13 protein-coding genes are annotated in these 22,865 nt (G+C 66.0%); 6 read left to right on the top strand and 7 right to left on the bottom strand.

Annotation, left to right across the window (positions count from 1 at the left end):
- Positions 1 to 273: 273 nt before the first annotated feature.
- The gene (locus AC1RJ9_RS11315) at positions 274 to 3,258 is read left to right on the top strand and encodes a TonB-dependent receptor domain-containing protein (RefSeq protein ID WP_492836986.1); all 2,985 of its coding nucleotides are present in this window, start codon (positions 274 to 276) and stop codon (positions 3,256 to 3,258) included.
- Between the two features lie 224 nt (positions 3,259 to 3,482).
- Here the strand turns inward: AC1RJ9_RS11315 and AC1RJ9_RS11310 are convergent, their stop codons facing one another.
- From AC1RJ9_RS11310 to AC1RJ9_RS11300, 3 genes are all read right to left on the bottom strand, one after another.
- Positions 3,483 to 5,783, bottom strand: a complete 2,301-nt coding sequence (locus AC1RJ9_RS11310) for a TonB-dependent receptor (protein WP_492836985.1) — start codon at positions 5,781 to 5,783, stop codon at positions 3,483 to 3,485.
- Between the two features lie 234 nt (positions 5,784 to 6,017).
- Positions 6,018 to 7,292: a DUF5690 family protein gene (locus AC1RJ9_RS11305; protein WP_492836984.1), complete on the bottom strand. Its 1,275-nt coding sequence runs from the start codon at positions 7,290 to 7,292 to the stop codon at positions 6,018 to 6,020.
- Between the two features lie 28 nt (positions 7,293 to 7,320).
- Positions 7,321 to 7,863 (bottom strand): HD domain-containing protein, encoded by a 543-nt coding sequence (locus AC1RJ9_RS11300; RefSeq protein ID WP_492836983.1) that lies wholly within the window; start codon positions 7,861 to 7,863, stop codon positions 7,321 to 7,323.
- A 292-nt stretch (positions 7,864 to 8,155) separates the two neighbouring features.
- Between AC1RJ9_RS11300 and AC1RJ9_RS11295 the strand changes: the two genes are divergently transcribed.
- Both AC1RJ9_RS11295 and AC1RJ9_RS11290 read left to right on the top strand, forming a co-directional pair.
- The gene (locus AC1RJ9_RS11295) at positions 8,156 to 10,477 is read left to right on the top strand and encodes a TonB-dependent receptor (protein WP_492836982.1); all 2,322 of its coding nucleotides are present in this window, start codon (positions 8,156 to 8,158) and stop codon (positions 10,475 to 10,477) included.
- Positions 10,478 to 10,567: 90 nt separating this feature from the next.
- A complete protein-coding gene (locus AC1RJ9_RS11290; RefSeq protein ID WP_492836981.1) occupies positions 10,568 to 11,701 on the top strand; it encodes an SGNH/GDSL hydrolase family protein in 1,134 nt (377 codons plus the stop codon).
- Here AC1RJ9_RS11290 and AC1RJ9_RS11285 read toward each other — a convergent pair.
- Positions 11,690 to 12,655: a LysR substrate-binding domain-containing protein gene (locus AC1RJ9_RS11285; protein ID WP_492836980.1), complete on the bottom strand. Its 966-nt coding sequence runs from the start codon at positions 12,653 to 12,655 to the stop codon at positions 11,690 to 11,692. The genes AC1RJ9_RS11290 and AC1RJ9_RS11285 overlap by 12 nt on opposite strands.
- 192 nt (positions 12,656 to 12,847) lie before the next feature.
- Between AC1RJ9_RS11285 and AC1RJ9_RS11280 the strand changes: the two genes are divergently transcribed.
- Positions 12,848 to 14,200, top strand: coding sequence for an alkaline phosphatase family protein (locus tag AC1RJ9_RS11280; protein ID WP_492836979.1), 1,353 nt, complete (start codon positions 12,848 to 12,850; stop codon positions 14,198 to 14,200).
- Between the two features lie 43 nt (positions 14,201 to 14,243).
- Here AC1RJ9_RS11280 and uxuA read toward each other — a convergent pair whose 3' ends face one another.
- The 3 genes from uxuA to AC1RJ9_RS11265 all read right to left on the bottom strand — a co-directional run bounded on the left by uxuA (position 14,244) and on the right by AC1RJ9_RS11265 (position 19,012).
- Complete coding sequence (uxuA, locus tag AC1RJ9_RS11275; RefSeq protein ID WP_492836978.1) at positions 14,244 to 15,407, bottom strand: mannonate dehydratase; 1,164 nt, start codon at positions 15,405 to 15,407, stop codon at positions 14,244 to 14,246.
- 17 nt (positions 15,408 to 15,424) lie between these two features.
- On the bottom strand, positions 15,425 to 18,115 hold the full coding sequence (locus AC1RJ9_RS11270) for a glycoside hydrolase family 2 TIM barrel-domain containing protein (RefSeq protein WP_492836977.1): 2,691 nt from the start codon (positions 18,113 to 18,115) through the stop codon (positions 15,425 to 15,427).
- A gap of 93 nt (positions 18,116 to 18,208) precedes the next feature.
- The gene (locus AC1RJ9_RS11265) at positions 18,209 to 19,012 is read right to left on the bottom strand and encodes a FadR/GntR family transcriptional regulator (protein ID WP_492836976.1); all 804 of its coding nucleotides are present in this window, start codon (positions 19,010 to 19,012) and stop codon (positions 18,209 to 18,211) included.
- A 233-nt stretch (positions 19,013 to 19,245) separates the two neighbouring features.
- Here AC1RJ9_RS11265 and AC1RJ9_RS11260 point away from each other — a divergent pair, with 233 nt between their 5' ends.
- Together AC1RJ9_RS11260 and AC1RJ9_RS11255 are read left to right on the top strand one after the other, a co-directional pair.
- Positions 19,246 to 21,501, top strand: coding sequence for a TonB-dependent receptor (locus tag AC1RJ9_RS11260; protein ID WP_492836975.1), 2,256 nt, complete (start codon positions 19,246 to 19,248; stop codon positions 21,499 to 21,501).
- 184 nt (positions 21,502 to 21,685) lie between these two features.
- On the top strand, positions 21,686 to 22,729 hold the full coding sequence (locus AC1RJ9_RS11255; protein WP_492836974.1) for a LacI family DNA-binding transcriptional regulator: 1,044 nt from the start codon (positions 21,686 to 21,688) through the stop codon (positions 22,727 to 22,729).
- The last annotated feature ends 136 nt before the right edge of the window (positions 22,730 to 22,865 follow it).

The following is a 22,865-nucleotide window of genomic DNA, read 5'->3' as shown; positions in this document are numbered from 1 at the left end:
TAATATTATTGAAAGTAGTGAACTAAACTTCGATCTCTTTACCAGTCTCAGAATAGGTGCGATCATTACAAACTTGTAAGGCTGTGACTTTATTGCGACAGCCGTTTGACGACGCATTTCACGCTCGCAATGTTCGTTGACCTGAGATCGATTAAGTTCGTAGCTCCCCGCCAGTCGGATCCCAATCCGTGATCCGGAGCCGCGCATGTGCGCATGCGCGATGTAGAGACGCTGGGGAGTACTACCTTGAATACGAAGTCCATCCGGGAGCGTTTGCTCGCTTCCTCCATGATCTGCGGCGCCGCCGTGGCCGTGCTGGGCGCCAGCCAGGCCGCCGCGCAGACCGCGCCCGCGGCCCAAAGCGACCAGACGCAAGTTGAGGAAATTATCGTCACCGGTTCGCTGTTCCGCCGCACCGACACCGAAACCCCGTCGCCGGTCACCGTGCTGACCTCGGAAAACCTGGCCCATGCAGGCATCACCACCGCTGCGGAAGCGATCCGTTCGATCTCGGCCGACGGCGCCGGTTCGATCGGCACCGGCTTCCAGAGCGGCTTCTCGGCCGGCGGTTCGGCCGTGTCGCTGCGCGGTCTGGGCGTTTCGTCGACCCTCGTGCTGGTCGACGGCCTGCGTTCGACCAACTTCCCGATCAACGACGACGGCCACAACGCCTATGTCGACCTGAACACCATCCCGTTCAGCCTGATCGACCGGATCGAAGTTCTGAAGGACGGCGCCTCGTCGTCGTACGGCGCTGACGCCATCGGCGGCGTGGTGAACCTGAAGCTGAAGAAGACCTTCGTCGGCGTCGCCGGCAGCATGGAAGCCGGCGAAACCGACCGAGGTGATGGCGAGCATAAGCGCGCCGACATCACTTTCGGCTACGGCGACTATGAGGAGTCCGGCTGGAACTTCTATGTCAACGCCGAATATCAGAAGGACGGCCGCGTCACGACGCACTCGCGCGGCTTCCCCTACAACAACCAGGACCTGACCTCGATCGGCGGTCTCGACAACAACTCTGCCGACAGCAATGTCACCTCGGCGACGCCGACCGCGATCGTCGCCCTAGGCACCCAGTCTGACCTGAACAACCCGCTTTCGGGCAGCTCGTCGCTGACCCCGAGCGGCACCTATGTCGACTCCGCCGGCAAGACGCAAAACTACTACAACTACACCGCGCTCAACACGTCGAACTGCACCAACGGCACCTACACGGTGACGACCGGTTCGGCCCGCGGCACGACCTGCAAATGGAACCTGGTCGACACCTACAACCAAGTTCAACCGCTGCAGAAGCGCTACGCCTTCAACGGCCGCCTCAGCATGCGCCTCTCGGAGAACGTCGAGGCCTATGTCACCGGCAGCTATTCGAGCAATGAAGTCGACATCAAGAACCAGCCGCGCACCATCCGTAACACCCAGCCGTTTGGCGCCTCGCCGTCGCTGTCGGGCCTGAACATCGCCCTGCCGGTGTGGATCTGCTCGACCGGGACCAACTGCGCGACGGCGGCTGATCGTCGCCTGAACCCGAACAACCCCTACGCCGCCGCCTTCGCCAGCAATCCGGCCAGCGGCGCCGCGCGAATCTTCTACACGTTCGGCGACATCCCCGCCGGCAGCAATCGCGTCAACGAAGTCATCCGCGGCACGGCTGGCCTGAAGGGCAGCTTCGGCGATGGTTGGAACTGGTCGGTCGACGCTGTCGGCGCCCGTGACAACCTGCGTATCCGCCAGCGCGGGTATCTGAACATCGCTAGCCTGGTGAACGCGATCAACACGGGCTCGTACAACTTCGTCGATCCGTCGAAGAACACCGAGGCCGTGCGCAACGCGATCTCGCCTGACGTCGTGACGAACTCGCACTCGTCGATCATGGCTCTGGACGGCACGATCACCCACAAGCTGTGGACCCTGCCGGGCGGCGACATGATGCTGGCCGTCGGCGGTCAGATCCGTAAGGAAGTCCTGGAGAACAACAACCAGAACGCCCGTCTGGACACCTACGGCCTGACCACCTCGTCGGCCTTCGGCAAGCACACGGTCAAGGCCGGGTTCTTCGAAATCCTGGCGCCAGTCGTCGACAAGTTGGAAATCAACCTGTCGGGTCGTTACGACGACTACTCGGAAGGCTTCAGCCACTTCTCGCCGAAGATCGGCGCCAAGTACACGCCGATGAAGCAACTGGCTTTCCGCGGTACGTATTCGGAAGGCTTCCGCGCCCCGACCTTCGCGGAATCGGGTCCGCGTTCGCAGTACGCCGGTTTCTCGACATATTCGACGCCTGCCTCGTTCCAACTGGCCCACGGTGGCCTGACCAGCGCCGGCAACACCAACCCCTACGCCCAATCCTACTCGCTGGGTTCGGGTCTGGTCGGTAACCCGAACCTGAAGCCGGAAACCTCGCGCAGCTTCACGCTGGGCACCATTGTGCAGCCGACCCGTTGGCTGTCGATGACGGTCGACTACTACAACGTCAAGAAGAACAACCTGATCGTCAGCGGCTCGAAGATCTCCGAGGCTCGGGCGGCCTATTATACGAAGACGAACATGGCTGACGCCTGCGCCGCCGTGGCGGCCGTGGGCGCGGGCTATTCGTGCAACGTGGTGGACTCTCCCGATCCGCTGTACCCGACGGCCTTGCCGCGCATCCTGATCATCAATGCGCCGTTCGAGAACGCCAGCTATTCGCAAACCTCAGGCGTCGACTTCTCGGCCACGGCCAACGTCGGCCTGTGGGCTGACGCCAAGCTGAACAGCCGCGTCGAAGTCACCCACGTGCTGAAGTACGACCTGCACACCGCCGATGGTAAGGTGCAGAAGTACGCCGGCACCCTGGGTCCGTACGAGCTGTCGTCGGGCAACGGTACGCCGAACTGGCGCGCGAACTGGCAGAACACGGTCTCGTGGGACCGCTACACCCTGTCGGCCACCGCCTACTATGTCGGTAAGATCAAGTCGGTCGCGGCCGATGACTACGGCACCACCGACTGCGTGAAGGGCAACCCGTACGCCAACGGCAACACGGATATCGCCAACCGCTTCTGCTACATCAAGAAGTTTGTCTACGTCGACATGAACGGCACGGCCCAGATCAACGATCAGGTCCAACTGTACGCCAATGTCGGCAACGTCTTCGACAAGCGCGCGCCGATTGCTCCGGGCTCGTATGCGTCGAACCCGAACTTCCTGACCACCTTCCATTCGCCCGGCGTGATCGGCCGGACGTTCAAGCTGGGCGTGCGCTTCGCCTACTAAGACCTGATGACCCTCGGGTCGCCAGTCTGAAGACGGGGCCGGTTCCGAAAGGGACCGGCCCTTTCTTTTGGGCGGAATGTGAGCGGAGCGTCTTCGCCCGACACATCTTCCGATCTCCCCGGCGAACGCCGGGAAGGTCGGATTTTGGCGAGACCCGCCGCCCCAAAGAAAAAAGCCCCGGAGCGCGGGGCTCCGGGGCTCGAGGTTTTCCGGGGAGGAAACGCTTATTTCAGCTTGGCGCTGAGCGAGACGCCGACGATGCGGGGCTCGTTGTAGACGGCGGCCATGTAGTTCTCGATCACGCCCTTGAGGTTCTTCTCGTTCGTGATGTTGCGGCCGAACAGGGCGATCTCGTAGCCCTTGTCGAGGTTCTCGTAGCCCAGCTTCAGGCCGCCCTCGAACGAGCCCTTGGAGTAGAACTCCTTGGTCTTGTAGAGCACGAAGTTGGTGTAGCCCTGGACGTTCCAGTCGGTGGCCACGAACACGCGGCCGGCCTCGCCGACCGGGATGTCGTAGCGGCCCGTGAAGTTCAGGTTGTACTTCGGGGCGTTCGGCAGCGGCTGGCCGTCGATCTGGGCGAAGGTGTTGGCGCCCACCTTGATCGTCGGGTTTTCGACCGTGCAGACCACCACGCCGTTCAGCGCGCAGACTTGAGCGTAGACGCGCTTGTCCTTGATCTCGCTGTGCAGGTAGCTGGCGCCGGCGGTCAGCAGCAGGTTGCGGACCGGACGCCACTCGAGGTCGGCCTCGACGCCGTAGGCTTGCGCCTTGTCGGCGTTGAACAGCACGCCGTTGCCGTTGCTGTCGTTGCCGTTCAGCTGGATGTCCTTGACCTCATAGGTGAAGGCCGAGGCGTTGAAGCGCAGGGTGTTCTCGAGCAGGAAGCTCTTGAAGCCCAGTTCGTACGACTGGATCGTTTCCGAGTCGGCCGTGGTGAAGTCGGCGTTGAACACCGCCGAGCGGCCCTGGATGGTCGGGCCGCGGAAGCCCTTGGCCGCGCGGGCGTAGACGCTGACGTCCGGATTGACCTGGTAGTTGGCCGACAGGTCCCAGCTGACCTGCTCGTCGGCCATCCGCACGTAGCGGCGGCCGGTATAGGTCGACACGTTGGCGGCGTTGTTCGAGGTCTTCACCAGGACGGTCTTCTTGGCGTCATAGGTGTCGCGCAGGCCGCCCGTGATCGTCAGGGCGTCGGTCAGTTGGTAGCTGACCTGGCCGAACACCGCCCACGAGGTGTTCAGGTTGTTCAGGCGCACCCAGTTGTTGGGGTTGTAGCCGGCCGAGGTCGGCAGCAGGAAATAGCCGCGCTGATAGAAGTCGGTGGTGTCGCGCGAGTCGAAGTACAGGCCGCCGACCTGCCACTTCAGCTTGCCTTCGCCGTTGCTGGCCAGGCGGATTTCCTGGGTCAGCTGGTCGAGGTCGCGGATCTGGCCCATCGACTGGCCGAAGCCGTTCGGCACGCCATTGACCGGGAAGTTGGCCGCCGCGCCGCCGTCGGTGTCGCCGCGGCTGTAGCCGCTGGTCGACTCATAGGCGCTGATCGAGGTCAGGGTGACCGGACCGAAGTCGTAGTCGATGTGGGCCGACGTCCCGTAGGTCTTGTAGGCCTGCGGGTTGTTGTTGGCCTCGTCCAGGGCGACGCTGTCGCGCGGCGCGTTGGGCTTGTTCGAGCCCTTGGTCAGGGCCTGACGCAGGAACAGGGTCGAGGTGCCGTCGTAGTCACGGGCGTGGGCCGAGACCAGGACCGACAGCTTGTCGTTCGGCTTGGCCAGCACCTGGATGCGGGCGTCCTTTTCGTTGAAGCCGCCCATGGCGTTCTTCTTCGGCGAGGCGGTGCCGTCGGCGCTGACGCCCGAGAAGGTGTTGTCCACATAGTCGTCGCGGTGCTGGTACAGCACCGAGGCGCGGAACATCAGGCCGTCGGCCAGCGGGCCGCCGACGCCGCCGTCGAAGGTGGTCGTGCCGTACGTGCCGTACGAGGCCGCGAAGCGGGCGTTGAAGTCCTCGCTCGGCTTGATGGTGTCGAACTTGACGATGCCGGCGGTGGTGTTGCGGCCGAACAGCGAGCCTTGCGGGCCGCGCAGCACTTCCACCTGGCCGATGTCGAACAGCGGGTTCGACTTCAGGACCACGTGCTCCATGATCACGTCGTCATGGATGATCGACACCGGCTGCGAGGCGCCGAGGTAGAAGTCGATGTTGCCGAGGCCGCGGATGTAGAAGCGCGGGAAGATCCGGCCCGTGGTGGTCTCGGCGTAGAAGCTGGGGACCTTGCCCGACAGGGCCAGGATGTCGCTGCCGTCGGCGGTGATGGCGCGCAGCTGCTCGCCGGCCACGGCGGCGACCGACAGCGGCACCTTCTGCAGGTTTTCCGAGCGGCGCTCGGCGGTGACGACGACTTCGTCCAGCGCCGTCGAGGCGGTGTCGTTCGAAGCGGCCTGTTGGGCGTGGGCGGCGCCGGCGATCAGGGTCGCGGCGGCCGCGCCCAGGAGCAGGGCGAGCTTGTTGGTTTGGGGAGTACGCATGGTGTTTGAGAGACCCTCGTTCGCGGCCTTGATGGCCGTCTAAGACGCGCCGGCGGCGAGGGAGCAAACCTCCCCGCGCCCGAGCGCTGAGGCGCTATAGCGGGGAATCGATGTCGGTTCAGTGAAAGGTTACTTACTTCCGGCGAGGTGTGGCTTTCTTCTGGTGGGGTGTGGCTTTGGCGCCGCTTGGTGGGGGCGGGGACGTCGATCCATCGCCCCAGAAGGACGACGGATCTAAGGCGTCGTCTCTCTTTGTCCCAGGAAACGGCCATAGGAGGCGAGTATCCCAAAGGCGCTCAGAGAAAGGCAGGCATAGCTGAGCGCCAGGAAGAACGGCAGCCAGTTCACGTCTGGCAGGGCGAACGCCTTCATCAGGAGGATGAGGACACTGCCCAGATAGGCCCAGGTGTCGAACAGGTTGACCAGATAGCCGGTGTTCCCGCCGGATCGCAGGGCGGCGATCAGCCGGTCGGCCAGAACCGAGGTGCACGGCACGTAGCCGAGGTAGATCCCCGCGCCCAGGCTGATCATCCAGCCGATGGGGCCGATCATCTTGAGCTGAAACAGGATCGTCGAGGTCAGCGCCAGCGCGACGCCGCCCAGCATGGCCAGATGAACGCGCCGGACGGCCTGGCGATTGTCCTTGACGCGCGCCAGCAGCGCGACCGTCACCAGAACCAGCAGCGCGGCCGGCGCCTCCGACAGGGCCAACACCTGCGGCGCTTTCGCGTAGCCCACCGCCCGCCAGATCTCGACGGCGAAATTGTCGCGGAAGTCGCGAACGGTCGCCAGCAGCGCGAAGGCTCCGCCCAGCAGGAACAGTTCCAGACGATGCTGCTGAAAGAAGGCCTGGCGGTCGGCCTTGCGCATGGGGACGCGCGCGGTCCTTTCCTCTTTGTCCTGGCTGTCGGGCGCCGGCGTCTGGGCCAGCAGAAATATCGAACAGGCGATGATCGGCAGGAAGATCGCGCCGGCCAGGGCGGGCATCCAGGTGTCGGCGACATCGCGCTCGACCAGCAGCCACAGCCCGACGCTCTTCACCACGCCCGAGGAGAGAATAAAGCTCGTGCACAGGCCCGCGCCGAGAATTTCGCTGGTCCGACGCCCTTCCAGATAGCGCAGGACCAAGCTCCAGATCATGCCCAGCGGCAGTCCGTTCAGAAACATCGCGAACGGCTTCAAGGTCGTCGGCAGCACGGCGAACAGGACCAGGGAAAGCTCGCTCAGGCCGATCAGCGCCAAGATCAGCCACCCCCGTCCCCGATCGTCGGCCTCGGCGACGATCCTTATGCCAAGGGCCTTGGAGAGCGTGTAGCCGAGCACCTGGCTCAGGATGAGGCTGGCCTTGAAGTCGAAGGCGAAGGGCCAGCCGACGATATGATCATAGGTCCCGGCGGTGAACGGCTTGCGAAACGCGTACATGCAGAAATAGGTCGCGAACGCGAACGACAGGGCCCAGGGCGCGACCAGCCCGCGGCGCTCTCGCAGAAAGTTCCTCAGGCCATCCATCGCGCACTCCGTCAGCGCCGTGAGACTTTCAGGCTCGTCGCGCGCAGGCGCGCAGAGCGTCGCGCCAGGCGTCAAGGCCCGGGACGACCTTGCCGACAACCTTGGCGGCGTCATCGGCTTCCCGAAGGCGCAGGGCGTCGTCGCGATGGGGATCGCTGGCGAACTGGGTGATTTCGGCCGCGTTCATGTCGCCGCCCTGCAGCTCGAAACTGCGCAGGCTGGTGGGGGACAGACGATCGCGATAGGCGCGCTCAGTGGTCACCAGATACCGCTTGGCCGCGACATGCAGGGCGACGAGCGCATTCACCCGATCGTTCATCACATCGCGTAGCGCGTGAGCGCCGAACTCGGCGTGGTCGCGGATGTGGCACAGGCCGTGAGCGACATCGTGCAGCAAGCCCGCCACCTGTAACTCGACATCATCGGGTCTCATCGCCTTCAGCACCTCGGCGCATTGCAGTCCGTGGTCGAGTTCGCTCAGCTCCGGCGCCTCGCAGGGCCGGTTGGCCATCTCTTCCAGGAAGGCGCCAAGCGCCTCGAGCGTTGGGAAATAGGCCTTCATCTCAGTCATCGGGCGCTCCTCGCTTTGGGAGAATGATGGCGTCGTCGTATCAATTAGAGAAATTGATATCAAGATTTATCGGATCATAAAAATCTATAATTTAGCTCTGTTTTGAGCTGATTGCTTCGGCATGCGTGGGCGAAACGGGCCCGATTCGTCAGCGTACGTCGGGGGTTTCGCGTCGAACCAGAGCCGACGCCGCGAGCCATCACATTAGTTTCATGGATTTATGAATATCTACTCATCAACAATTCCGATCAACCGACACGCCCGTGCGTGTCAGGCAAATCCTGGGGGCCCCATGAACAGGTTTGGACCATCGCTCATCGCCATCGCGACCGCGCTCGCCGCGGCCGCCAGTCCGGCGCTCGCCGAGACCCGCGACGACGCCGCGGAGCCGGCGAAGGCTTCGCAAGCCATCGAGGAAATCGTCGTCACGGCGCAGCGGCGCGAGGAGAAGCTGCAATCGGTTCCGGTCTCGATCCTGGCCTTCACGGCCAAGCGGATCGACCAGCTGAACGCGGTCAGCCTCGACAATCTGGAGCGCGCGGCGCCGGGCGTCACCTTCGCCGTCAACCGGGCCAAGACCGTCGGCCAGATCGGCATGCGCGGCGTCGTCGACTACGCCAGCACGCCGGGCTACGACGCGCGCGTGGGCGCCTATCTGGACGGCGTCTACATCAAGCGTTCCTACGCCGACAACCAGACCCTGCTGGGCATGGAGCGGGTTGAATTCCTTCGGGGGCCCCAAGGCACGACCTTCGGCATGAACACCGACGCCGGGGCCATCAGCTTCATCACCCGAAAGCCCGACTTGGGCGATCTGGGCGGCGAGGCCGTCGGCGAGTTCGGCAGCTTCAGCCACCGCCGCTTCGGGGCGCGCGTGAACCTGCCGCTTATCAAGGACAAGCTCGCCCTGGCCGTGACCGCCACCAGCGAGACGTCGGACGGCTTCATCGACAACATCTACCTCGACCGGTCCTACGGCGGGGTGGATCGGCGCTCGTTGCGCGCGCAGCTGCGCTATCAGCCGAACGCGGATGTCGAGATCAATCTGCAGTATTCGGGCCTGTGGGACGACAACAAGTCCATCTGGACCATCGGCGTCTGGTCGCCCGCGCAGTGGGCGAGCTTCCAGAAGCTCTATCCGAAATTCAGCGGCCTGCCGCTGCCCGGCGACCTCCAGATCGTCAACAGCAACGACCAGGGCGAGACGGGCCGGTCGCAGTTCTTCATCGGCTCCGTCGACTGGCGCCTGAGCGAGGGGCTCAAGCTGACCTCGATCAGCGCCTATCAGACCGAGCGCTTCCAGCAGATTTCCGACGCCACCGACCTGCCGGCCCCGGGGCGCGTCTACGACCTCAACCAGACCTCGCGCCAGTTCAGCCAGGAGCTGCGCCTGTCGAGCGACGCCGCCCAGCCGCTCAGCTTCATCGCCGGGCTGTATTACCAGGACGGCGAGAACGGCGCCGAGACCCGCTACTATCTGGGCTCGGAGTTCGCGGCCCTGACCTTCTGGAGCCGAGGCGTCCCCGAGGCCGCCATTCCCGCCGCGGTGGCCGCTTCGCCGCTGCGGCTGTACAACAACACCGTCATCCACGCGCCCGCGACGGTGTCGGACCAATCCTACGCGGCCTACGGCTCGCTGCTCTACCGGCCGACCCCTGACGTGGAGATCGGCGCGGGCGCCCGCTATTCGGTGATCCGCAAGACGCTCGAGCACTTCTCGGAAAACGATCCGCTGCGCGCCGACCCGACCAGTGCGGCCAACCTGGCCTACGCCTCCTTCGCTCAGTTCTCCGACCAGACCGACAAGCAGACCTTCCGGGCGTTCACGCCCAAGGTCTCGATCAGCTACCATCCGACGGAGGACGCCACCCTGTTCGCCAGCGTGTCCAAGGGCTTCAAGGCGGGCGGCTGGAACACGGGCGTGATCACCCAGGCCGTGTTCAACGCCGGCCTGCGGCTCGGCGACGAATCCTCCACCAACTACGAGATCGGGCTCAAGTCCGAGTGGTTCGCGCGGCGCCTGCGCTTCAACGCGACCGGCTTCTGGGAGGATTTCACCGGCTTCCAGGTGTCGCAATGGACGCCAACCGTGAACGGGTCGTCGGTCGCGCGCCTGGCCAACGCCGGCAAGGCGCGGTCGAAGGGCGTCGAGGCCGAGGTGGAGGCGATCCCCCTGCAAGGGCTCAGCCTGACCGCCAATTTCGCCTATACGCGCGCGCGGTTCACCGATTTCCTGAACTGCAACGGGCTCAACACGAACTGCACCGGCAACCGGTTGCCCTATGCGCCGGACTACAAGCTCTATCTGGCTGGCGCCTATGAGCGGCCGATCACGTCGGCGCTGAAAGCCTTTGTCGGCGGCGGCTATGCGATGGAGACGTTCTCGTACGCCAACGTGGTCAACGCGGTTCGGGAATATATTCCCCGCCACTATTCCTTCGACGCCAAGATCGGCGTGGCGGCCCTGGACGAGCGCTGGTCCCTGACCGTGTTCAGCAACAACGTCACCGACCGCCTGAACCAGGTCTATTCGCAGAACGGCGCCTATGGCGACCAGATCCGCTTCTTCCGCGAACCGCGGTCCTATGGCGCGACCTTCAAGCTGCGCTATTGATCTGACATACGGCCATCGCTCCGCCGGGGCGGTGGCCCGTTCGCCAGACATTCCGCTCTCGCCGCCCCCCTGTTCTGGAAGCCGCACGCCTTGCGAACCCTGGATCTGACCGATGACCTCGTTCGCGGCGCCGTGACCTGGGCGCGGTCGACGGACGGTCTTAGCCTGTCGCGACTTCCCGCCACCGCGGAGGGGAGGGACCCTGACCCCCAGCTGGTGCTGACGGCGAGCATGGCCGCCGGGATGCGGCTGCGGCTGGACAGCGACACGCGGGCGCTGGAACTGGACGCGGAAGCGACCGGACTCCGTTATGTCGGCGGCGCGCGACGGCCGGTCGCGTTCGACCTGTTTGTCGATGATCGCCTGTTCGAGCGCCGCGTCGCGGCCGACGGGCCAACCCTGCTGGTCGATTTCGGGCGGTTTCCGCCCGAGGTGACGCGGCAAGCGGGGCCGACCACGCGCCTTCTCTTCGCCCCTCTGCCGCCAGGCCTGAAGCGGCTCGAACTGTGGCTGCCTCAGAACGCGGCGATCACCCTCAAGGCCCTGCGGGTGGACGCGGACGCCCTGGTCGCGCCACCGCCCGGCGCCCAGCGGCGATGGCTGCACTACGGCAGTTCGATCAGCCACGGCAAGGAGGCCGAGGGGCCCAGCGACTGCTGGCCCGCCGTGGCGGCACGAGGGCTGGACCTGGATCTCACCTCGCTGGGCTACAGCGGCAACTGCCTGCTCGAGGGCTTCGTCGCCCGGGCGATGGCGCGGAGCGACGCTGACATCCTGACCCTGGAGATCGGCGTCAACGTCATCACGACCGACGCCATGCGCGAGCGAGCCTTCATTCCCGCGGTTCACACCTTTCTCGACATCATTCGCCGCGAGCGGCCGGATGTCCCGATCATGGTGATCTCGCCGATCCACTCGGGCGTTTTCGAAACCCACCCAGGGCCCGCGCGGCGGACGGCCGAGGGCGTTGCGCCGCCGCCGCGTCCGGCCAGCCTGGCCGAGGGCGCGCTGACCGCCGCCTCGGCGCGCGGCCTGCTTGAAGGCCTGGTCGACCGTCGCCGGGCGCTGGGCGACCGGCGGCTGCACTACCGCGACGGGCGTCTGCTGCTGGGCGACCAGGAGGCCGGCCTGCTCATCGACGGCCTGCATCCGTCCGCCGCCGGACAACAGTTGATGGGGCGACGCGCCACGCCGATCATCGAACGCCTGCTTTCAGACGACTGAGTCCCCGACGGGCTCGGCGCGCACGGCTTGCGAAGCGGTCAGCAACGACGGCGCGGCGGGCTGCTTGCGTTCCACCAGATCGACAAAGGCGCGAACGGCGGGCAGATCGCACAGCGTTTCCGGATAGATCAGATAGGTGCCCGCGACGAGTTGCGGCTCGATCGGAATGAAGCTCACCCGGGAGTCGAAATTGGCTTCCGAATTGAAGACGATGCCGGCGCCGACGCCGGCCGCGACCGCTTCGCGAACGCTTTCGCGGCTATGAATGGTCAGGCGGACGTCTGGCGTCAGTCCCTTTTCCGCGCAGGCGCTCTCGAAGATCCGCCGCGTGATCGACCCCTGCTCGCGCATGACCAGGGGCAGCGTCGCCAAGGTCTCAAGATCGATCGCGGAGCGCCCCGCCAGCGCGTCGCCGGCCGGCAGCCAGGCGCACAGGTGGATGGCCTCGATCAGGCGGCAGTTGAAATCGGTCACCGCCTGCGGCAGGCCGGCGATCGCGATATCGATGCGGTTCTGCTCCAGCAGGCGCAGCAGATCGTCCGAGTTGCCGGCGATGGTGTGGACATCGACGCCGGGGTGATCGCGCATGAACATGCCGATCAGCGATAGGGCGCATCGGGGCGCGCTGATGCCGATCCGGATCTGGCCCAGCTCGAGCTGCTTGAACTGGTCCAGACTGGCCTCCAGTTCGTTCACGCGGCTAAGGATGATCCGCACGCGCGTATAGACGTCCCGGCCCACCGAGGTCAGTTCGGGCTTGGGCCGCCTGTGGAACAGGGTCGCCCCCAGCATTTCCTCCACGCTGGCGATCTGAAACGAAACCGTGGGCTGGGCGATCTCCAGCTGTTTGGCCGCGTTGGAAAAGCTGCCCGTTTCGGCGACGGTCACGAAGGTCCGCAGGACCTGCAGACTCAGCGCGCCCAAGCCGCGCTTGCCGTCTTTCTTCTGTTCCATCCAAAACTCCGATGCGCGCGCTCGCCTGATGGATCCTCCCCGGACGCCGAGGACTCATGGCGCGGGCGCGGGGCGATCATGCCGGTCGGAGCGTCCGACGCCAACCACCCTTGAAATCAATATATATAATCATGGAGATGTTACATATTGAATTTATGTATCGTGTAATCGCTTGAGAACGAGGGAAATCGCATGCGTTCGCTGATCCGGTTCGCGGCCCTGATCGCCGCCCTGACGGTTGCATCCGGCTCAATCGCCAGAGCCAACTCACTGGTGGTCATCTCGATCGACGGCATGCGCCCAAGCGAGATCACCGGCCTGAAGGCCGGCGACCCCGACCTGCCCAACCTTCGCGGCTTTCTGCGGGAGGGCAGCTATGCGGAGTCGGTTCGAAACGAAACGCCGACCCTGACCCTGCCCAACCATGTTTCCCTGGTCACCGGCGTCGCGCCGGAAGAGCATGGCGTCGTCGACAACCTGGTGTTCGACCCTCTGCATCCGAAGGCCAATCAGTACTACTGGTACGCGCAGGACATCCGGACGCCGACGCTGTGGACTCGGGTCAAGCAGCACGGCGGAACCGTCGCCAGCGTCAACTGGCCCGTGACGGTCGGCGCCGCCGACATCGATTTCAACATCCCCCTGTACTGGCGCGACCAGACTCTGGAGGACGTCAAGCTGATCCGGGCCCTGTCGACGCCCGGACTGGTCGACGAACTGGAAAAGAAGACCGGCTCGAAGCTCGCGCAGGCGATCATGCACACGCCGGATTCCGATCGCGTCGCGGGTCGCTTCGCCGCCGAGATCCTGAAGTCGCGTCATCCGCGACTGCTGCTGATCAACTTCTCGGCCTTCGATCACGCGCAGCATCTGTCCGGTCCGGACAGCCCGGAGGCCAAGGCGGCCTTGCGGAATGTCGACCAGGTCGTGGGCGCGCTGGCGGAGGCGGCGAGAGCCGCCGACCCGGCGGCCGTCGTGGCCGTCGTGTCCGATCACGGCTTCGCGCCGCTGCACGACGACGTGAACCTGCTGCAGGCCTTCGCCGACGCGGGGCTCGCGCGGCTCAACCGGGACAAGTCCCAGTTCGAATCCTGGGAGGCCATGCCTTGGGGCGGGGCCACCGCTTCGGTGTATCTCGCGCGTCCGGGCGACCCTGACCTTCAGCAGAGGGTTCGCGCCTTCCTGAGCGATCTTGAGAAGGATCCGTCGTTTCATATTCGCGATGTGGCGGACCTGACCAAGACGCCGGCCTATGCCGCTGGCCGCGCGCCAGCGTTCCGGCTCGGCTTCGAGATCGGCTTCGAAATGGGCCGCGATCCGGCCGCGCCTCGGGTTTCGCCAAGCCGGTATCGCGGCATGCATGGCTATCCCGCCGACTATCCGGAAATGCGCTCGGCGTTCTTCATCCAGGGCGGCGCCGTTCCCAAGGGGCGCAACCTGGGGACCATCCGCATGGAGAGCATCGCCCCGACCCTGGCCGCCGTGATGGGTCTGCCGGCGACGGGTGACGTTCTTTTCAAGGGCGACTCGACTTCGCCTCGGTGAACGCCCAGTTGCCGCGAGGCAAGCCAACGGCGGTTACGGCAGACTAGCCATCAAGCGCATGGGCGATGCCGCGCTCCATGCCCCGCAGTTCGGCCAGTCCCCTCAGGCGGCCGATGAGGGAGTAGCCGGGATTGGTGGTCCTGTTCAGGTCGTCGATCATCTGGTGACCATGGTCCGGGCGCATCGGGATCGAACGCCGCTCTCGGGTCGAGACGTGATGGACGGCCGTGATGACCTTGGCCATGTCAGCGTCACCTTCCAGGTGCGCGGCCTCGTGGAAGGCGCCATGGGCCTCGCGTTGGATCGAGCGCAGGTGCAGGAAGGCGATGCGCGAGCCCAGGCGCTTGATCATGCCCGGCAGGTCGTTGTCGGGGCGGACACCCAGCGAACCGACACAGAAGCAGACGCCATTGGACGGATTGGGAACCGCCGCGATCAGCGCGTCGAAGTCGGCCTCGGTGCTGACGACGCGCGGCAGGCCGAAGATCGGGAAGGGCGGATCGTCCGGGTGGACCGCCAGCCGCAGGCCCAGGGCGTCGGCGGTGGGGCAGACGGCCTTGAGGAAGGCGATGTGATTGGCGCGCGCCTGCTCGGCGTCGACGCCGTCATAGCGCTGGATCGCCTGCAGGAACGCCCCGGCGGTGAAGGTCTCCTCGGCGCCGGGCAGGCCGGCGATGATCGTCCGCTCCAGGCGCTCGCGCTCGTCGCGGGACAGCGAGACGTAGTGGACCGCCGCGCGCTCCAGCGTGCCGACGTCGTAGTCGCGCTCGGCGTCGGGCCGGCGCAGGATGAACAGGTCGAAGGCCGCGAGGGCGTCCAGTTCGAAGCGCAGGGCCAGGGCGCCGTCGGGCAGGCGCCAGGCCAGGTCCGTGCGCGTCCAGTCCAGCAGCGGCATGAAGTTGTAGGTGACGACCTTCACGCCCTCGGCCGCGAGGTTCATCAGGCTCTGGCGGTAGTTTTCGACGAGTTCGTCCCACCTGGGGCCGCCGGTCTTCAGGTCCTCATGCACCGGCAGGCTCTCGACCACCGTCCAGCCCAGCCCGGCGGCCTCGATCATGGCGCGGCGTTCGGCGATCAGGGCGCGGGGCCAGACCGCGCCGTTGGGGATCTCGTGCAGGGCGGTGACCACCTCTGTGGCGCCGGCTTGCCGGATACCGGCGAGCGAAACCGGATCCGCGGGCCCGAACCAGCGCATGGTCTGCGTCATCAACACGTCTTGGATTCCTATGGCTTGGCGGCGGGGAGGGGCGTGATCTCGATCGCGGAGACGACCGCCTCGCCCTTGGTGGGGTTGAACTCCAGCGTCAGGCCCTGGTCGCCGGCGCCGGTCTCGAACGTCTTGATCAGCGCCTTGAGCGGACCGCCGGCCTGCGCCGAAACATCAAGGTCGCCCAGCATCCGCGCGCCGTTGGCGACGACGTCGAAGCGCCGCTCGTCGCTCGCCAGCTTGGGCTCGACGAAGGTGAGGCTCACGCGATAGCGGCCGGCCGCGACCGGGATCGCATAGGCGAAGCGGCCCTGGCGATAGCTGGCGGCCACGTCGACCTCGTCGGTTCCGCTGATCTGGGCCCGCGCGGCGGGACGTCCGTAGTCGGCCGGGGTATTGGCCGACAGAGCCTCGCCGCCCTTGAAGAAGGCGTCGGAGCCAAAGGCCGTGGCCTTGCCCGCGCCGACGATCGCGCCCGCGTCGATGCGGAACGACGCCGCGGCGTCGGCCGGACGCTTCCAGGTGATGCGATCCTCGACGGGCCGGCCGCCGAACCGGGCGCGGGCGACCAGGACGTTTTCGCCAGGCGCCAGGCGCACGCCCGGCCAGACGCAGATCCGCAGCGGACAGTCGCTCAGCGACCCCAGAGAGCGGCCATTGAGCGTCAGCTCGGTGGTCGCGCCGTTCGAATAGACCCGCACATCGGTGACCGGATAGGCGCGGTCGACATAGCGTCGGCCGTTGATATGCACCGTCGGCGTGGTCGCCCAGTTGGCCTTGTAGAAGTACCAGGCGTCCTTGCGAATCTTGCGGTCGTAGGTGACCAGGCCCTTGGTGTTGATGTCGTCGGCGTCGCCCTCGTGACGGATCGTGGTGGCGAAGTCGAAGGCGTTCCAAAGCCATGTGCCCCAGAGATAGGGGCGCTGCGACAGGGCCGCCCAGGCGGTCTCGTGAATGTAGCTCTCGTACTCCTCGGGCTGAGTGCGGCCGCGGGAGTCGATCGGGCCGCCCAGGACATCGTCGGTGTGGAGGGTCACCGCGCCGCCCGCGCCATACTCCGTCACCGACAGGGGCTGGCGCGGACGCTTGGCGCGCAGGGCGTCCAGGTGCGGGCCAAGGTCGCCCGGCGCGCCGAAATACCAGCCGAAATAGCGGTTGGCGCCGCCCAGGTCGGCGGCCTCGGCCGTGGTCGGCACATCCACGCCGGCGGCGAAGACCCGGCCTTCGCAGCACGTCGCCAGCGCCGTGGGGCGTCCCGGATCTTCCTGATGGGCCAGGTCGTTCAGCGCCTTCAGCAACGGCATCGGATCGGGCGCCTTGCCGTCCTTGTAGCCGGTCAGGAAGGCGGGGAACGAATTGCCGAAATCGACTTCGTTGGCGATGCCCCAGGTGGCGACCGAGGCGTGATTGTAGTTCTGCCGGATCAGTTCCTTGAGCTGCTGGCGCGCGTTCTCGACCAGGGCCGGGGTCGGCTCGAGCGCCCCGCCCAGCGTCCAGGCCGAGACCAGCGGGATCTCGTCCCAAAGCACGAAGCCATACTTGTCGGCGAGGTCGTGGATGGTCTGGCCATGCTGGTAATGAGTCAGGCGAAGGGTGTTGGCGCCCATTTCGCGCAGGGTCGTCATGTCGTCCTCGACATCGGCGGGGCTGATCGCCCAGCCCTTGCCCTCGCGGTCCTGGTGGTAGCCGACGCCGTGCAGGCGATAGGGCTTTCCATTCAGCAGAAAGCCCCGATCGGGATCGACCGCCATCTGGCGCACCCCGAACGGCGTCGAGACCCGATCGAGCACCCGGCCGTCGGCGGCGACCAGATCGGTCTCCAGGCGGTAGAGATACGGGTCGGCCACGCCGTTCCACAGATGCGGATTGACCAGCGACAGGGTGACGGTCGCCTCCTGGGCGCCCTTGGCGGGGAGGGCCGCGGTCGTGCTGGCTTGAGCGGCCACACGCCCCGAGGCGTCGTAGAGCTTGCTCACCATGCGGGCGGCCAGGGCTCCGGCCATCTCGTTGCGGAGTTTGCCGCGAACCTGGATCTCGGCCCTGGCGGGCGAAAGCGTGGCGGTGTTCGCGTAGACGCCGGCGCCGCCGAAATCGAGCATGTCGAAATGGGCGGCGTTGGTGAGCACGAGGCTGACAGGGCGGTAGAGGCCGCCATGCACGAAGAAGTCGCCGGTCAGGGGCAGATTGTCGGCCGTGGAAGAACCGGGCGCGGGTTTGCTGTTGTCGGTGCGCACGACCAGCAGGTTCTGACCTTCGCCTCGCAGGGCGTCCGTGGCGTCGAGGCGGAAGCGCGAGAAGCCGCCCTGGTGCTCACCCAGATAGACCCCGTTCAGCCAGACCTTGGCGGCGCGGCTGGCGGCGTCGAACTGCAGGTAGGCGCGGCGGCCCTCCAGCCTGGGCGCGGCGAACGCCAGCCGGTACCAGCCTACGCCCTGGGTCTTGTTGACGGTCTCGGCCTTGTGCGTGCGCTCGACCGGACCGGGCAGGTAGAGGCCGACCCGGTTCCAGGTGTGCGGCACGGTGACCCGCTGCCAGTCATGGTCGTCGAAGGCGGGGTTCTCGGCGCCGCTCAGGGTGTCGTCCTGGCGAAAGCGCCAGTTCTCGGCCAGGGCGGTCTCGGCCCGCACCGGGGCGGCCGGCGACTCGGCCCGTACGATCGCCGGGGCGATGAGGCTCATCATCGCCGTGGCCAGCAGCAATCGTCTCATCGGCATCCCTCCCAGTCGCCACCTGATGGTCGCGTTGGAGCGAGCTTAGCGCCTTAAATCAAATCTGCCAGATCAATTTGAAAAATTGGTCAGTCAGGTTTCGTGGGCAGCGGTGGAGAAGCGCGCGCGCACGCCCGCGGCTGTCCGGCGCGCTTCCTCCAGCGCCAGCTCTTCGGTCGTGAAGAGCAGGTGATCCATCACGGCGGCGAGGTGGGCGCGCATGGCGGCGCGGGCGGCTTGCGGATCCCGGGCCTTGAGCGCCTCGACGATGCGACGGTGCTCGGCCACGACGGGGCGGATCTTGGCGCTGCGGGCCTTGTTGTGAAGCAGCGCGCAAGCCGGCGACGTCGAGCGCAGGCGCCACAGCTCCTCGATCATCAGCACGATCCCGGCGTTGCGCGTCGCCTGGGCGATGGTCATGTGGAACGCCCGGTCGGCGTCCTCCGTCACCTTGGGGCGAAGGTTTTCGACGGTCATTTCATCCAGCAGCATTTCAAGCCGGGCGATCTCGTCGTCGTTGATATGGTTGGCCGCCAGCGCGGCGGCCTCGCCTTCGAACGCCAGTCGCGTCTCCGTCAGTTCGAAGGCGGTGATGGCGAAGCCGGGGTGGTCTTCGCGGCCCGGCAGTCGGCGAACATAGGCGCCCGAGCCCACCCGAATATCGATATAGCCTTGCACCTCGAGCGCGATCAGCGCCTCGCGCACCGCGGGCCGGCTGGCGCCGTACTCGGCGCAAAGCTCGCGCTCGGCGGGCAGGCGGCTGCCGATCTCGTAACGCCCCGCGATCAGGTCGTCGAACACATGCCGAGCCAATCTCTGGTAGATGCGGTCTCCGCTCGCGGTGGTGTCGCCGGCGGGGTTCGTCTTCTCCACGTCCCCCTTTGCGCGCGCCGCCATTCGGTGTCTCCCAAGTCATCATCGGCCTGTTTTGGCGCGCCCAGGCTGTCGGCCGGGTGACGCGCTAGTCAATTGTGGCCTGGATCGCTCAGGTTGTCAGGCAAAAAGAGGTTGACGCCCCGACCCTAAATCCAAAAATTGGTAAGACAGATTAAGCGCGACCGGACAGACCGTTCGCTAAAATAACAGGAGGGGAAATGAACAGGCGTCTTCTTTGGATGGCGAGCGCCGCCATGATCGCGGCTTCCGGCCAGGCTTGGGCGCAGACCGCGCCGCAGCCGGCCAACCAGGCCGTGGCGCTCGACGAGATCATCGTCACCGCGCAAAAGCGCGAACAGAATCTGCAGGACGTGCCCGCCGCCGTCAGCGCCGTCAGCAGCGAGCAACTGGAAGCGCGCAACGTCGTCCAGGTCACGGATGTGGTCCGCGTCTCGCCCAGCTTGACGGTCACGGAGAACACCAACGCCACCGGCAACAGCATCAATCTGCGCGGGATCGGCACGTTCTCGTTCAGCATCGGCATCGAACCCAGCGTCGCGGTCGTGGTCGATGACGTCGCCTTGCTGCAGCAGGCCCAGGCCTTCTCCGGTCTCAACGACATCGCTCGCCTGGAAATCCTGCGCGGTCCGCAAGGCACGCTGTTTGGCAAGAACGCCGCCGCCGGGGTTATCAACATCGTGACCCAGAAGCCGACAAAGACCCTGACGGCCTCCGTCGGCGGCACGCTGACCAGCGATGGCGAAAAGCGCGTCGAAGGGATGGTCTCGGGCCCGATCTCCGACAAGGCCGGCTTCCGCCTCAACGCCTTCTACGGCGATCGCGACGGCTATATCCGCAACCTCAACACCGGTCACAAGCTGAACGGCGACCGGTCCTACGGTGTCCGCGGGCGGCTTGAACTGGACCCGACCGAAGCGCTCAACATCAGCCTGACGGCCTCGCACACCAACACCAAGACCGATGGCCAGGTCCGCACGTTCCGCAGCGTCAATCCGGGCGCCAGCGCCTTTGGCGCGCCGCTGGCCCTGTCGACCGCGGGCCTGACGCCCGGGGACGACAACTATAAGATCCGTCTCGACACCGAGCCGAAGAACACCAGCAAGCAGACCATGCTGAACGGCCGCGCCAGCCTCGACCTGGGCGGCGCCAACCTGGTGTCGATCACCAGCTACCAGGACTGGCGCTTTCGCTTCCTCGAGGACCTGGACACGCTCGGTTCCCCGACGCTGCTGAACGCGGCCGATCCGACGAGCATCCTGCCCAAGGGCTCGACGGCCGGCGGCCCGTTCCACTCGACGAATTTCACGCAGGAACTGCGGCTGGTTTCGAGCGGCGCGCGCAAGCTCGACTACCTGTTCGCCCTGTTCTACGCCGACGGCGACTCCAACCGCTCCTATGCGCGCGGCCCGAACGCCGCGACGGCCTGGGCGGCGACCGCCGGCACCAAGACCATGGCCGCCTTCACCCAGCTGACCTACCACGTCGGCGAGAAGACCCATCTGGACGGCGGCGTGCGCTTCAACCACGAGTCCATCGATGCGACCTTCGTCAACACCACGCCGACGGCGAACCCGCCGGCCAACAACGCCTCGTGCCTGTCGGTCTGCTCCGGCAAGGCCAAGGACGATCACGTCACTTACAAGGTCGCGCTGCGCCAGGACCTGGCCGAACACGTCATGGCCTATGCCTCGTTGTCGACGGGCTACAAGGGCCAGGGCTTCGACATCAGCACGGGCTTCAATCCCGGGCGGGCGGCCAAGCCGGTGCGTCCCGAGACGAGCAAGGCCTATGAACTGGGCTTGAAGAGCCGGATCCTGGAAAACCGTGTCCAGCTCAATGTCACGGGCTTCCTGACCGACTTCACCGACTTCCAGGCCCAGGGCGGCGTCACCCAGCCGGACGGCACCATCGTTCCGCAACTGAGCAATGTGGGGTCGCTGCGGAGCAAGGGTGTCGAGGTCGAGGTCTCGGCCAAGCCGGTGCGCGCCCTGCGCATCGACGCCACCGCCGCCTATACCGACGCGACGATCCGCGAATTCACGAACGCGCCTTGCTACACCAACCAGACGGTCGCCGAGGGGTGCCGCCGGGTCGGGACTCAGAACTTCCAGGACCTGTCGGGCAAGCCGTTGGCCAACTCGCCGAAGTTCAAGTACTCGCTGGCGGGCGCCTACGATGTCGCGTTGCCGAACCTGCCCTTCGACGGCTTCGTGACGGCCGAGTACACGCACCAGAGCGCCGTCATGCTTGACCTCCTGGGTACGCCGATCTCGCGCCAGAAAGCCTACGGCGTGGTCAACGCCAGCCTTGGCGTCGCGGGTCGTGACGAGGACAACTACCGCGTGGCGCTGTTCGTCAACAATCTGTTCGACCAGCACTACGCCAGCTCGCTCGGCTATACCGGCTCGTCCAATGCCGGCGCGGTCGCTCAACTGCTGCCGCGAAACTCCAAGCGCTATGTCGGCATCCGCGCGCGGATGGGCTTCTAGTCGGAATATTGGCGCGGCCGATCGCGCCGCGTTCTCTCGGGTTCCTCCTCCCTTTCCCTGGGACCCTCGTCGCTTCGGCGACCAGCGGCGCGCCTTAGGGCGCGCCGCTTTTTTGTCGTCGCGAGCGTTCGCCGGAGCAAGGCCGGGGCTCGTCCGGGCGGCGATTCCTGCTAGAGGTTGGGCGATGGGGAAAAGCAACGACAAGAGTGTCACGATCATCGACATCGCGCGCGAAGCGGGTGTGTCGATCGCGACGGTCTCCCGCGTTCTCAATCGGGGAGAGGGGGCCGGGCCCGAAGTCCGCACCCGGGTCCTCGAAATCGTCGAGCGCCTCGGCTACCGGCCAAACGTCTCCGCGCGCGCCCTGTCGGGGCGTCGCAGCTATCTGATCGGCGTCATGTTCCTGCGCCTGGGCGGCTACCACTATGTCGGGGAGGTTCAGCTTGGCGCGATGACCGCCTGCCGCCGCGCCGGCTACCACCTGGTCGTCGAGCAGATCGAGACCCCGCAAGGCGTCATTCCGCCCGAAGCCTTGGGCGCGATCCTGCGGGACGCCGCCTTCGACGGTCTCGTCCTGACCCCGCCGCTCTGTGACGACCTCGGGCTGCTGGCCGCGGTCGAGGATGCGAATATCCCCTACGTCCGCCTGGCGCCGAACAGCGATGTCGACCGCGCGCCCTACGTCTGGATGGACGATCAGGAGGCCGCCCGGGAGCAGACCCTGCGCCTGTGGGACATGGGGCATCGCCGCATCGCCTTCATAGGCGGTCCCGCCGACCATCGCGCCGCGGTCCGCCGGCGCGCGGGCTATCTGGCCGCCATGCGAGACCGCGGCGCGACGGTTCCCGGCGATTGGATCGCCAACGGCGACTTCTTTAGCGGCTCGGGCTTCAGGGCCGCCGAAGCCCTCTTGGCCCTGGACCCGCGCCCCACGGCCATCTTCGCCGGCAATGATGAGATGGCCATCGGCGCGCTCGCCGCCTTGGCCAAGCATGGGGTAGGGGTGCCGGAGCGCATCTCGGTCGTCGGCTTCGACAACTCCATGGCCGCGCAGACATCCTGGCCGCCGCTCACCACCGTTCACCAGCCCATCGCCGAGATGGCCGAGGCCGCGGTGGACATGCTGATCGCCGGGTTTGGCGACAAGAGGTTTCGGGCGGGGATCAAGGAGCGACAGCTGGACTATCGCTTGATCTCTCGTCAATCGGTCGCGCCACCGCCCTCCTGAGACCCTCCCGCGAAGCGCCACGCATCGGTCCGCGAAAAAGAGGCCTGACCAATTTCGATTATTATAGAAAACGTTTTCGTATCGAGCTAAGCCTTGGCCCTCGCCGGCGCAGAAACGGTGAATCGCAGGGTCCTCG

It is taken from the genome of Caulobacter sp. GW822-FHT07D08 (genome assembly GCF_058798735.1).
Note: the sequence above shows the minus strand (reverse complement) of the source record. Positions and strands in the feature narration are given on the sequence as shown.